Genomic DNA, 11,938 nt, shown 5'->3' with positions numbered 1-11,938 from the left:
CTGCTCATGCATAGCCTGCGTAGATTCCGTTTGTCGCGCCGCATCGATCCGGCAAGAATCCCCTTCACTCGACGAACGGCGCCGCCGGCACCGTGGCGCGAGCGGCCGTGTTCCTCAAGGGGAGAATCCTCGTGACGAAGTGCGCATCCACCATTCATCGCCTGATCGAATCGCTCGAGGACGTCGCGGGCGCCACGCATCGCATGACGTTCGTCGACGATGCGGGCCGCGATGCGAGCATCACGTACCGGCATTTCGCGGAAGCGGTGTTTCACCAGGCCGGCGCGCTGCGCGAGCTCGGTGTCCGCGAGAACGACCTGGTGATGCTCGCGCTGCCCGCGTCGGTCGAGCATGCGGCCGCGATGATGGCCTGCGTGATGACGGGCGCGCTGCCGTGCACCGTGCCCGTTCCCGCGCGGCGTGCGGCCGCCGGGCGGCAAGTGGTCGACGTCGCGTGCGAGTTGTACCGGCCGCGCCTCGTCGTCGCCGCGGATGCGCAGGCCGCCGCGTGGCGCGACGACGCATTTCCCGCCGCATCCACCCGTGTCGTCGACCTCGCGACGCTGTCGAGCGCGGCCGATGCCGGCGCGCGCGCGCTGATCAGCGCGAAGAGCGGCCGCGATCCGCATCATGTCCAGCTCACGTCGGGTTCGACGTCGCATCCGAAAGCCGCGGTGCTCAGCCACGAAAACGTGATCGCGAACGTGCTCGGCATCGGCGGCTCGGTGCGCTTCGACCTCGCGGCCGGCGACGGCACCGCGTCGTGGCTGCCGCTCTATCACGACATGGGGCTGCTCACGCTGCTGTCGAACATGCACTACCGTGCGCCGCTGCTGATGATGCAGCCGAACAGCTTCATCCGGAATCCGCTCGGGTGGCTCAAGCGCATCGCGTCGGCGCGTGCGACGACCACGTCGGTGCCGACCTTCGCGCTGCGCTACTGCGTGCGCCGCTTCAATGCCGCCGCGATGGACGGCGTGGATCTGTCCGCGTGCCGCAACATCTTCATCGGCGGCGAACGCGTCGACGACGCGACGCTGCGCGATTTCGCCGCGACGTTCGCGCCGTACGGTCTCGCGGCGTCGGCGCTGCAGCCGTGCTACGGGATGGCCGAATCGACGCTCGCGGTATCGATGCATCGCGCGTGGCATGAAGGCGCGGTCGACGGTGCACCGTACGTGATCGCCGACACGCTCGACCGGCGCGCGCTGATCGAGCGCCGCGACGCGCAACCGGCCGCGGCGAACGACGGTAACGACACGGAAACCGAAACGGTGCTCGCAATGGGCACGCCGATCGAAGGCATGGCGTTCCGCATCCTCGACGACGGCGATCACGCACTGGGTCACCGCGCCGTCGGCGAAGTCGCGATCCGCGGCACGTCGGTGATGCTCGGCTACCTGAATCCCGACGACGGCACGATCGCCGCGCCGCTGACGGCCGACGGCTGGTTCCGCACGGGCGACATCGGCTACGTCGCCGACAGCCAGCTCCATATCCTCGGCCGCAAGAAGGAAGTCATCATCATTCGCGGCAGCAACTACTTCCCGCACGAGATCGAGGAAGCGCTGGCGTCGCACGGCGCGCTGCGCAAGAACACCTGCATCGCGTTCGGCCTGCCCGATCCCGAGACGGGCACCGAACGGCTGGTCGTCGCCATCGAGGCACGGCCGATCGATGCAACGGCGCAAACGCGCACCGAGTGCCAGCAACTGCTCGCGTCGCGCATCGGGTTCGCCGCGCAGGATCTGTGTTTCGTCGAACCCGGCTCGCTGCCGCGCACGACGAGCGGCAAGCTGCAGCGCCTGAAATGCCGCGACCTCTATGCGAACGGCGCGCTGCCCGTCATTCAGGCGACGGCGGCCGCCGAAGCCGGTCAGGGAGCGTACGCATGACGACCGGCTCCCTTTCTCCGGTGCTCGAACTGCGCGATGTCACGCGCAGATACGAAGGCGCGGGCCGCGTCGTCGCCGTGCGCGGCGCGACGATCTCGATCGGCCAGCGCGACGTCGTCGCGCTCGTCGGCCCGTCGGGCAGCGGCAAGAGCACGCTGCTCAACCTCGCCGGCTTCCTCGATGTGCCGAGCACCGGCGAGCGCTGGCTCGAAGGCCGCCGGATCGACGACGCACCGGACACCCTCGAGCGGATCCGCCGCGAGCGCATCGGCTTCGTATTCCAGCAGTTCAACCTGATTCCGGTGATGTCGGCCCTCGAAAACGTCGAGCTCGGCTGCTTCGCGTGGGGCACGCCGCGCACGCGCCGCGAACGTGCCCGCGCGATGCTCGACGCGGTGGGGCTCGCCGCGCGCGAACGCCACCGCCCTGGCGAGCTGTCCGGCGGCGAGCAGCAGCGCGTCGCGCTGGCCCGCGCGCTCGCCAAGGAGCCGGCGATCGTGATCGCGGACGAGCCGACCGCAAGCCTCGACAGCACCAACGCACGGGCGGTCGCCGAGCTGATCCTCGACACCAACCGTACGCTGGGTACCGCCTTTCTGATTGCGTCGCACGACGATCGTCTGTGCGCGCACCTGCCGCGCCGCATCGAGATGCGCGACGGCGTACCGGGAGTGAATCGTGAACTGGTCGACGTTTGCGTGGCGTAACCTCTGGCGCAACCGGCGCCGCACCGTGCTGACGATGGCGATGATCGGCGTCGCCGCGTTCGCGTCGAGCCTCGCGCTCGGCTATGTGATCGCAACCTTCGACGCGGTGCGCGAAGGGTCGATCGACAGCGGTGTCGGCCATGTGCAGGTGCTGCATCACGGCTATCTCGACCTGATCGGCGAGCGGCCGCTGCAGTACGGGCTGACGGCCGACGAGCAGGCCGCGGCAGCACGCGCCGTCGCGACGCTCCACGGTGTCGCGACGACCGCGCGCGGCATCGACTTCGACGGGCTCGTGTCGAACGGCGATCTCAGCTACGGCTTCGTCGGCGAAGGCATCGAGCCGAACCGCGAACCGCCCGGCTTCTTCGACTATCACTCGGTGCTGTCGGGCCGCTACCTGTCGCCGACGAATGCAGGAACCGAAGTCGTCGTCGGCGCCGAACTCGCGCGCAAGCTCGATGTGCACGTCGGGTCGGTCGTGCAGTTGATGGCGTCGACCGCGCACGGCGGCATCAACGCGACCGACGCGCAGATCGTCGGCGTGATGAGCACCGGCAACAAGGACGTCGACGAGCGCATCGTCGACGTGACGTTCACGGCCGCACAGGCGCTGCTGCGCACCGACCGCGCATCGCGCATCGCGGTGTTCCTGTCGAACACGGCCGGCACCCCGGCCGCCGCCGCGACGCTGCGCGCCGCGCTGCCGACGCTCGACGTGAAGACCTGGGACCAGCTTGTGTCGCTCTATCACCAGGTCGTCGCGCTGTACAAGAACCAGTTCTCGGTGTTCGGCGCAATTCTGTGCGTGACGATCCTGCTGTCGATGAGCAACTGGATCCTGATGAGCATCGTCGAGCGCCGCCGCGAGATCTCGACGCTGCGTGCGCTCGGCGTGCCGGCCGTCACGGTGCGCGGCGTACTGATCCAGGAAACCGCGCTGCTCGGCCTGCTCGGCGCAGCCGCCGGCATCGCGGTGGCCCTGCTGACGATGGTCGCGCTCAATCACGCGCAGATCCACCTGCCTGCGCCGCCCGGCCGCGTGAAGCCGATCCTGCTCGAATTCACGGTCTCGCCGGCCGCCGTGGCCGCCGTCGAAGGCGCGTTCGTCGTGCTCGGGGTGGCCGCCGCGCTGCTCGCGACCGTCGGGCTCGCCAAACGCAACATCCTCGAAGGACTCGCCCCATGACCCGCATCCGCCTCATGCTCGCCGCGCTCGTCGCGTGCGCGCCGCTCGCCCGCGCCGCCGACGCGCCGGCGGCCCAGACCATGCTCGCCCGTGCCGACGCGTACCGCAGCACGGCCGCCGATACGCAGACGAACATCGAGATCACGAACGAGGTCGGCGGACAGTCCGGCGACGCGACACGCTATCTCGTCTACACGCGCGGCAACGGCGACACGCTCGCACTGACGCGCAGCGGCGAGAACGATGGCCAGAAGTACCTCGCGACGACCCGCGGCCACTGGTTCTACGTGCCGAACACGCGCAGCGCGGTGCGCATCAACGGGATGCAGCGGCTGCAAGGCGAGGTCGTGATCAGCGACATCACGCGCACGCACTGGGCGGACAGCTATCGCGCGACGGCCGCGCCCGGCACCACGGCGATCGCCGGCAAGCCGGCCACCGAGCTCGACCTGACCGCGACCGATCCCGACAACGTCTATCCGACGATCAAGCTGTGGGTCACGCCCGAGGCCGACGTGCCGGTACGCGCGCAGTTCTTCCTGGCGAGCGGCCTGCTGTTCCGCAGCGCCGATTTCTCCGCGCCGGTCGATGCGAACGGCCGCAAGGTGATACGCAAGATCACGTATCGCAACGAGGTCGAGAAGCAGCGCGCGAGCGTCGTCGACATCCTCGACGGCCAGCCGCGCAAGATTCCGTCGGGCTGGTTCAATCCCGACACGCTCGCCGATGGCCAGTGAGCACGACGCCCATGCCGACGCCCGTCATGACCGCCTCCATCCGTCGTCCGGCCGAGCAGATGCGCCGTGCCGGCGCGCGTGGCAACGCGCCGCGCTCGCCGTCCCGCTCGCGCTCGGCGGCTCGCTCGCGCATGGAGCGTCGCTGATGGACCAGCTCGGCACGCTGAACGGCATCGCGTACGCACGCTCGGTCGACAGCATGGACGGCCACGCGCTGCTCGGCAACCTGATCGGCGATTCGCCGCGCAACCAGCAGGAAGCCGGCATGCTCGCGCGCATCGACGGCGAGAACCTGTTCATGAATGCGCGGGCCGTCGCCAGCAATCATTCGCTCGGCGCCCAGTCGAGCCGCTTCAACGAAGCCGGCGTGCGCTACGCGTTCGACAACGGCATCACGCTCACGGCCGGCAAGCGGATCGACCCGCTCGACACGTCGCAGGCGTTCTTCCCGCTCGGCTTCTTCCAGAAGCGGGCCGCGACGGCCGACATCTACGATCGCTACGGCGACGTCGAGGGCACGCCGCTCGTCGAAGCGAAATGGGCCGGCGAGCAGACCACGCTGCAGTTCATCGCCGGCGAGAACCGCACGCTGCGCAACGACGTCGACAACCGCGACGTGGAGGGCGCGACGCAGCTCGTGCGCGGCGCGTACAACTGGTCGGGCGGCTCGGCCGCATTGCTCGCGGGACGTCACGCGGGCCACGGTGGCGCGGGTGCGACGCTGTCGTTCGACGTCGCTCGCTCGAACACCGTCTATGCGAGCGCATGGCTCGAACGCGGCACGACGCGGCCGCTGCCCGCGTTCATCGCGAACGGCACGCCGCTCGATTCGGCAGCTGCCTATGACGCCGTCGATCGCCGCAACGACCGTCAATACATGTGGCGCAGCGCGGTCGGCATGCAGAGCGCACTGCCCGGCAACCTGTCGCTGATCGTCGAGTGGTCGCACGACGAAGCGCGTTACGACGCGAACCAGTGGCGCCAGATGGTCGGCGCGGTGCGCGCGAACAACGCGCTGCTGCCCGTCGCGCCGGGCGCCGCGCTGGCCGGCCTCGGCGGCACGGCCGATTTCGTGAGCGTCGACGGCAACCTGCGCGACTACCTGTTCGCGCGGCTCGGCAAGAAGATCGGCCGCGTCGAGTATTCGCTGCGCGGCGTCTATTCGCCGCAAGACAAGGGCCTGCTCGCGATCGCGCAGGTCGTCGCCGACGTGAACAAGCGGGTGAGCGTCGATGTCGCGCTCACCCGCGCATTCTCCGACAGTCACTCCGAGTACCGGATGGTCGGTCTCGGCACCCGCATCGACGCCGCCGTGCGCGTGCGTTTCTGACAGGAACCCTGCCATGTCCACGCTTTCCGCTCCCGCTTCGATCGCCACGCCGCCGGCGCAGCCGCTGCTGCGCGTGGCCGACCAGGCCGCGTATCCGGTGCTGCGCCACCTCGATATGACCGGCACGCCGCCGCACGCCGCGGCCCGGCTCGTCGAAGCCGCCACCGTGCGGCTGCTCGACAGCGAAATGGTGATCGCGCTGCACACCGAGGCGCCGGGCGTGCTGCCCGATGCGTCCGCGTCGGCGCCGCTGCGGCACGACGAGGCGCCGCTCACCGAAGCGTTGCTCGAGCAGATCGGCCGCGAAGGATTTCATCACCTGTTCAAGCCGTTCATGCGTGCGTTCATCCGCATCATGTTCGGGTTGTTCTTGTCCGACGACCAGAACCGTCGCGCCTGCGACTGCATCGACAGCGGCCACAACTTCGCGTTCCTGATGAGCGACGGCGGCGGCCCGACGCTCGCCGCGTGGCGCACGGTCATCCGCAGCGACGACAGCGGCCTTGCGCTCACCGTCGACAAGGTGTGGGGCATCGAGGCGCATCGCGATTGCATGGCCGTCGTCGCGGCGCGCTTGCCGGGCGTGATGTTCCCGGCCGCCTACCTCGTGTGGCCCGACGAGTACCGGAAGCTGACACGCGCGACCTGCGGCGCGCCGTTCCTCGCGGGCAACCTGCAGCTCGCGAATGTCGGCGGCCAGGTGCGCGTCAGCGCCGAGGATCGCCTGCGCATCGGCGGCCCGACCGTGTTCAACAAGTACCTGACCGTCGTGCGGCCGTACTTCGTTCGTGCGCTGATGGCCCACGTCGGCTGGCTCGCACAAACCGGCCGCGTCGAACTCGATGCCGATGCACGCGCCGTGCACCGCTTCATCGCCGATGCCGCACGCAGCCAGACCGACGACGCGCACTACAGCTTCGGCAAGGTGCAGCGCGTGCTCGCGATCAAGCTGCTGTCGAACGAGTTCCTGACCGCGCTCGTGCGCGACGGCAAGGTTCCCCTCTTCGACGACCAGCGCGACCTGCTGGCGTTCTCGAAGATGGAAGGCAGTTCGTACCGTTGTTATCACGAGCTTCGCAAGAGCCTGCGCTGCGAAGCCGGCAGTTGACCCACGCGACAGGCCGATCGATCCCGATCCATTCACTTCAACTCCAGGAGCTCCCCTCATGACGACCCAGAACGTTCCGGCCGACGCGCTCGACATCCTGTCCCGCGAAGTCGCGAAGATCCTCAACGTCGAAACCGTCGACACGGACGCCGGCATCGGCGAACTCGGTATCGATTCGCTGAACATCGTCGAGCTGATCGTGTTCTGCGAACAGCTCTACGGCTCGATCGATCCGGAAGCGCTGAACATCACGCAGTACACGACGCTGCAGCAGCTCGACGCACAATTGCGCCGCCAGCAGCACGCCGCCTGACACGACGATGCTCGCGCCCCTTGCGACCGCGGCGGCTCCCGCCGCCCAACCGGCCCCGGCGACCGCACTGACCGTGCAGGCGCTCGCGTACCGGCGCGTCGCGCCGTCGCGCGACGGCGCGGCCGTGCCGCTCAACGATACGGCGCACGCGATCGGCACGCTCGCGTGCGCCGAGCGCGAGCGGCTGTGCGGCGCGATCGGCGCGGACGATTACGTGGTCAGCTCGACGATCCTGTCGATGCTGCTGATGAACGACTCGCCGCAGCATCGCGCGTTCGCGCAGGCACTGGCCGGTGCGAACGACTACACGCCCGACTGGATGACCTGCTCGTACGAATGCGCGGGCTGGGGCTACGTGCTGCGCCGCACGCTCGCGACCGCGGCCGAGACCGGGCCGCGCACGCTGCTGCTGCAGATCGTCGACGTCGACGTGCACGGCTACACCTACTGGCACGGCAACCCCGCATGGGGGCGCTCGGGCTTCGGCGTCTGCACGCTGCTCGTCGATGTCGGCCGCGACCCGGCGCAGTCGGTCATCGCCGATGCGGCGCCGCCGGCCAGCGCGGTCGTGCGGCTCGGCCGCGACATCCGCACGTTCTGCGCGGCGCGCCCCGGCCTGCACGCGGCGTTGCCGTTCTTTCCGGCCACGTCGCGCCGCGCGCTGCTCGCCGCCGTCGGCAAGACACCGCTGCTGCCGGACGGGCACGGCGTGTTCGGACATGCATTCGGCAGCGATCCGTGGCTGTCGGTGCTGCTCGCGCATCGCGACGGCGACACACCGCGCCGCGCGGCCATCTGTTCGCTCGCGCTGAACGGCTATTACGCGGTCGCCGACGTGGCCTTCGCGCCGGACGCGACGTTCTCACTCGACGGCGAGGCATGACATGGTGCGCCCCGTTCATTTCACCTACCGGATCGAGCGCAACGCGCGGCAGCCGGTCGCCGTCGCGGCGAGCGCGTACCGGATGCCGCTCGATACGCCCGACGACTATGCGCGCGCCGCGCTCGCGGAAGCGGCCGGCGATGCGTACGACGCGGGCGGCGCGGCCGGCGGCGAACGCCGCGTGCTGCTCGACCACGTCCAGTATTTCGCGTTCCTCGCGGAAGCCGCTGCGCGCGTCCGCGACGCCGTACATCCGGATGCCCGCCTGTTCATCGAAGTCTGCGCGCCGTACTTCGGCGCGCTGCCGGCCGGACTGCTCGCGCCGCACGTGCTGCTCGGCGTGCACCTGTACGACGAAGCGTTGCGCGATGCCGCGCGCGGCGCGCCCGTCGTGTGGATCGGCGACCGCATCCTGCGCGATGCGGAGTTCGCCGGCGACAACCGCGTGTGCTGCGCGATCTGGCCCGCGCGGCTCGCCGATGCCTTCGACGCGCAGCTGCGCGGCCCGTGGCCGGCATTCGCGATCCGCCTCGAGCCGCACCCGGGCGCATCGCGCGCCGCCCTCCCGTTGACCGATTCCGCCCATCATTCCGGCGCCGCCGCGCGGCCGGGGAGACCCTGAAATGACTGACACGCTAACCGTGATGCAGGACACGGCCGATATTCGCTGGTCGATGCCCGTCGATGCACTGATGTCGAACGACTACGCGCTGCGCGAAGAAGCGCTGAACCGGCTGTACGAGAAAGCGAAGGCCGCGCAGTGGGACGTCGCGACCGACGTCGACTGGAGCCACGACCTCGACCCGGCGAATCCGCTCGGCATGCCCGACCCGACGCTCTTGATCTACGGCACCGCGCTGTGGAGCAAGCTGTCGGACGCCGACAAGCGCGAGGTGCGCCATCACGCGCAGGGCTGGCTGCTGTCGCAGATCCTGCACGGCGAACAGGCCGCGCTGATCTGCGCGTCGAAGCTCGCGTCGGCCGAAAGCGGCCTGAGCGCGCGGCTGTGCGCGGCCGCGCAGATGATGGACGAAGCACGCCACGTCGAGGCGTACGCGAAGCTCGTCAACGAGAAGCTCGACGTCAGCTACCCGATGAGCCGCTCGCTGAAGGGGCTGCTGCACGACACGATCACGAGCAGCGCGCTCGACATGACGAACCTCGGGATGCAAGTGCTCGTCGAGGGCATCGCGCTGTCGATTTTCCAGAGCGTCGTCGCCTATAGCGCCGATCCGTTCATCAAGGACCTGTTCGTGCGAATCCAGCGCGACGAGTCGCGTCACTTCGCGGTCGGCCGGATCACGCTGTGCCGCGTGTATGCGGAGATGAGTTCGACCGAGCTGCGCGAGCGCGAGCAGTTCGTCTGCGAAGGCGCGGCCGTGCTGTACGAGCACCTGTGCGCGGACGACATCTGGGAACCGATGGGGCTGTCGAAGCGCGAATGCAGCGCGATGGTGCGCGAGTCGCCGGTGTCGAGCTCGATCCGCCGCTCGATCTTCCGGCGCCTGGTGCCGACGATCCGCGAGATGGGCCTGCTCACGCCGACCGTGCAGGCGACCTTCGACAAGCTCGACGTCCTCGACTACGCGGCGATGCCGCTCAACTGACATGACGATGCCCTCCTCCCACGCATCCCGCGACGCCGGCTTCTGGATCGGCGTCGACGCAGTGGCCTACGAGCTGCCCGGCCTGCCCGTCGATATCGAGGCCTGGGCCGCCGAGCGCGACTACCCGGCGCAGCGGGCGGCCGCGATCGCGCAATCGGGCAGCCGCTATTTCCACATGGCGCTCGACACGAGCGAGACCGACCTCGCAATCGCGGCGGCCGGCCGGCTGCTCGACACCGCGCGTGTGCATCCGTCCGATATCGGCGCGATCGTGCACGTGCACACGCAACAGTTCAGCGTGCCGCCCGCGCCGCGCAGCCTGCCGCACGAGCTGGCCGCACAGCTCGGCATCGAGCCGCTGTGGCTCGGCTCGGTCGCGCAGTTGAACTGCGTGTCGGTCGCGGCCGGGATCGAGACGGTCCGCGCGCTGATGCGCCGCTATCCGCAGCTCGATGCGGCGCTCGTCGTGTCGTCCGACCGCGTGTATGGCGAGGATTACCGGATGCGGCAGATGACGGGCGTGCAGTGCGACGGCGCGGCCGCAATGCTGATCGCGCGCAACAGCACGAGGAACCGGCTCGGCGGCATCGCGATCGAGACGCATGCGAAATGGCACCGCGGCTCGGACACCGTCGCCGCCAACGAGGCCGACCTGATCATGATGGAGTGGCCGTACACGCGCAAGGCGATCGACGCGGCCGTCGCGCTCGAATCGCACGCGCTCGACGCATACGAACTCGTGCTTCCGCACAACGCCGACCTGCCCGGCTGGAACGCGCTGTGCCGGGCGATGCGCGTACCGGCCGAGCGGCTCTACGCGGAAAACATCCATGCGCGCGGCCACGCGTGCTGCTCGGATTTCCCGATCAACCTGGCCGACGTCGGCCTCGATGCGGTCGCGCATGGCCATCGCGTGCTCGGCGTGATGCAGTCGAACTGCGGCGCGTATGCAGCCGCCACGCTCCATCCGGTGGGCCGCCATGACGCCTGAGCATCCGCTTCCGTCCGCCGGCGACCACGCGTGGCTCGCCGACCTGCGCACGCCCTGCTACGTGTACGAGCCCGAGGTCGCGATCGCACGCTACCGGTCGCTGAAGGCGCGGCTCGGCACGCGGCTGATCGTGTCGCTGAAGGCGAACCCGAACCAGGACCTGCTCGCACGTTGCGCGCACGCGTACGAGGACGGCGTCGAGCTGGCGAGCCGCGGCGAACTCGATGCGGCAATCGGCCGGATCAAGACGGCGCGCTACCTGAACAATCCGTCGATGGACGAGATGTTCATGCGCGCAGGGCTCGCGTCGCGCTGCCATTTCGTGCTCGACAACCCGGACGCGGTCGCCCGCTTCGTGCCGCTTGCGCGCGAAGCGGCGGCCGGCGGCAGCACGCCGGGTGCGGTGCTGTTGCGCGTCAATGCCGGTGCGCTGGCCGGCGAGCACGCACGCTCGCTGTGGCACGACCACTTCGGGATGACGCCGAACGAGGCACACGACGCGGTACGCACGCTTGCGGCCGCCGGCCTGCCGGTCGCCGGGCTGCACGTGTTCTCCGGCCCGCACTCGTTCATCCGCCAGGACGCGACGCAACCCGATACGCTCGTGTTGCCCGAACGGCTCGCGGCGCTCGCACGCGATCTCGCGCCGGCCAACGGCGCGCCGCTCGGCTCGCTGAGCCTCGGCGGAGGTTTTGCCGACGATCATCCGGGCGACGCCGCGTTCGCACGCTATGCGACCGCGCTGGCGCCGCTGGCCGGCAATTTCACGCTGGCCCACGAGGCCGGCCGCGCGATCTTCGCCGATGCGGGCGTGTTCGCGACGCGCGTCGTCGCGGTCAAGGCGTGGCAGGACCGCACGATCGCCGTCTGCGACGGCGGCCTGTCCCATGCGTTCCTGCTCGCGCAAACCGAATCGGTGATGCGGCGCCTGGCCACGCCATCGCTCGTGCGCCGCACGCCCGCGCCGCCGTCCCGTGGCGTGCCGACGCTGTACGTCGGCAGCACCTGCAGCCGCGCGGACGTGATCGGCCGCGACGACAGGGGCGCACCGCCGCAGGCCGGCGACATCGCGGTGTTCGCACGCTGCGGCGCGTATCACCGCACGTACTCGATGGCGCATTTCCTGTCCCACGAAGCCGCGCACGTGTACGTGCGGCCCGCCTAGACCATCCAGAGGA

At 69.7% G+C, this 11,938-nt stretch carries 12 protein-coding genes; all 12 read left to right on the top strand.

Annotation, left to right across the window (positions count from 1 at the left end; translation table 11 throughout):
• Positions 1-131 precede the first annotated feature (131 nt).
• The 12 genes from ACWMMN_RS33600 to ACWMMN_RS33545 are packed head-to-tail and all read left to right on the top strand — an operon-like array spanning position 132 to position 11,925.
• Positions 132-1,895 (top strand): fatty acyl-AMP ligase, encoded by a 1,764-nt coding sequence (locus ACWMMN_RS33600; RefSeq protein ID WP_226196055.1) that lies wholly within the window; start codon positions 132-134, stop codon positions 1,893-1,895.
• Positions 1,892-2,602: an ABC transporter ATP-binding protein gene (locus ACWMMN_RS33595; RefSeq protein ID WP_059241328.1), complete on the top strand. Its 711-nt coding sequence runs from the start codon at positions 1,892-1,894 to the stop codon at positions 2,600-2,602. Before ACWMMN_RS33600 ends, ACWMMN_RS33595 begins: the two co-directional genes overlap by 4 nt.
• Complete coding sequence (locus ACWMMN_RS33590; protein WP_174992322.1) at positions 2,574-3,791, top strand: ABC transporter permease; 1,218 nt, start codon at positions 2,574-2,576, stop codon at positions 3,789-3,791. The genes ACWMMN_RS33595 and ACWMMN_RS33590 overlap by 29 nt, the downstream gene beginning before the upstream one ends.
• Complete coding sequence (locus ACWMMN_RS33585) at positions 3,788-4,528, top strand: outer membrane lipoprotein-sorting protein (protein ID WP_059241326.1); 741 nt, start codon at positions 3,788-3,790, stop codon at positions 4,526-4,528. Before ACWMMN_RS33590 ends, ACWMMN_RS33585 begins: the two co-directional genes overlap by 4 nt.
• Positions 4,518-5,858 (top strand): hypothetical protein, encoded by a 1,341-nt coding sequence (locus ACWMMN_RS33580; RefSeq protein WP_486424392.1) that lies wholly within the window; start codon positions 4,518-4,520, stop codon positions 5,856-5,858. The genes ACWMMN_RS33585 and ACWMMN_RS33580 overlap by 11 nt, the downstream gene beginning before the upstream one ends.
• A gap of 13 nt (positions 5,859-5,871) precedes the next feature.
• A complete protein-coding gene (locus ACWMMN_RS33575) occupies positions 5,872-6,966 on the top strand; it encodes a hypothetical protein (protein WP_486424391.1) in 1,095 nt (364 codons plus the stop codon).
• A 58-nt stretch (positions 6,967-7,024) separates the two neighbouring features.
• On the top strand, positions 7,025-7,279 hold the full coding sequence (locus ACWMMN_RS33570; protein WP_011350104.1) for an acyl carrier protein: 255 nt from the start codon (positions 7,025-7,027) through the stop codon (positions 7,277-7,279).
• Between the two features lie 7 nt (positions 7,280-7,286).
• Positions 7,287-8,162, top strand: coding sequence for a hypothetical protein (locus ACWMMN_RS33565; protein WP_256087744.1), 876 nt, complete (start codon positions 7,287-7,289; stop codon positions 8,160-8,162).
• 1 nt (position 8,163) lies between these two features.
• Positions 8,164-8,784: a hypothetical protein gene (locus ACWMMN_RS33560; RefSeq protein ID WP_486424390.1), complete on the top strand. Its 621-nt coding sequence runs from the start codon at positions 8,164-8,166 to the stop codon at positions 8,782-8,784.
• Between the two features lies 1 nt (position 8,785).
• Entirely contained in the window at positions 8,786-9,769 is a 984-nt protein-coding gene (locus ACWMMN_RS33555; protein ID WP_174992320.1) for a ferritin-like domain-containing protein, read from the top strand.
• 1 nt (position 9,770) lies between these two features.
• On the top strand, positions 9,771-10,760 hold the full coding sequence (locus tag ACWMMN_RS33550) for a beta-ketoacyl-[acyl-carrier-protein] synthase family protein (protein ID WP_059241320.1): 990 nt from the start codon (positions 9,771-9,773) through the stop codon (positions 10,758-10,760).
• Positions 10,750-11,925, top strand: a complete 1,176-nt coding sequence (locus ACWMMN_RS33545; RefSeq protein WP_486424389.1) for a PLP-dependent decarboxylase — start codon at positions 10,750-10,752, stop codon at positions 11,923-11,925. The genes ACWMMN_RS33550 and ACWMMN_RS33545 overlap by 11 nt, the downstream gene beginning before the upstream one ends.
• Positions 11,926-11,938: the final 13 nt, after the last annotated feature.

The organism is Burkholderia cepacia complex sp. TUM26381, assembly GCF_057439935.1.
The sequence above is the reverse complement of the archived record's forward strand: the minus strand, read 5'-3'. Positions and strand labels throughout refer to the sequence as shown.

Bases quoted from the DNA above. Each gene is read 5' to 3' on its own strand.
- ACWMMN_RS33595 (WP_059241328.1), top strand. From the start codon at position 1,892: ATGACGACCGGCTCCCTTTCTCCGGTGCTCGAACTGCGCGATGTCACG.
- ACWMMN_RS33585 (WP_059241326.1), top strand. From the start codon at position 3,788: ATGACCCGCATCCGCCTCATGCTCGCCGCGCTCGTCGCGTGCGCGCCG.
- ACWMMN_RS33580 (WP_486424392.1), top strand. From the start codon at position 4,518: ATGGCCAGTGAGCACGACGCCCATGCCGACGCCCGTCATGACCGCCTC.
- ACWMMN_RS33575 (WP_486424391.1), top strand. From the start codon at position 5,872: ATGTCCACGCTTTCCGCTCCCGCTTCGATCGCCACGCCGCCGGCGCAG.
- ACWMMN_RS33570 (WP_011350104.1), top strand. From the start codon at position 7,025: ATGACGACCCAGAACGTTCCGGCCGACGCGCTCGACATCCTGTCCCGC.
- ACWMMN_RS33565 (WP_256087744.1), top strand. From the start codon at position 7,287: ATGCTCGCGCCCCTTGCGACCGCGGCGGCTCCCGCCGCCCAACCGGCC.
- ACWMMN_RS33560 (WP_486424390.1), top strand. From the start codon at position 8,164: ATGGTGCGCCCCGTTCATTTCACCTACCGGATCGAGCGCAACGCGCGG.
- ACWMMN_RS33555 (WP_174992320.1), top strand. From the start codon at position 8,786: ATGACTGACACGCTAACCGTGATGCAGGACACGGCCGATATTCGCTGG.
- ACWMMN_RS33550 (WP_059241320.1), top strand. From the start codon at position 9,771: ATGACGATGCCCTCCTCCCACGCATCCCGCGACGCCGGCTTCTGGATC.
- ACWMMN_RS33545 (WP_486424389.1), top strand. From the start codon at position 10,750: ATGACGCCTGAGCATCCGCTTCCGTCCGCCGGCGACCACGCGTGGCTC.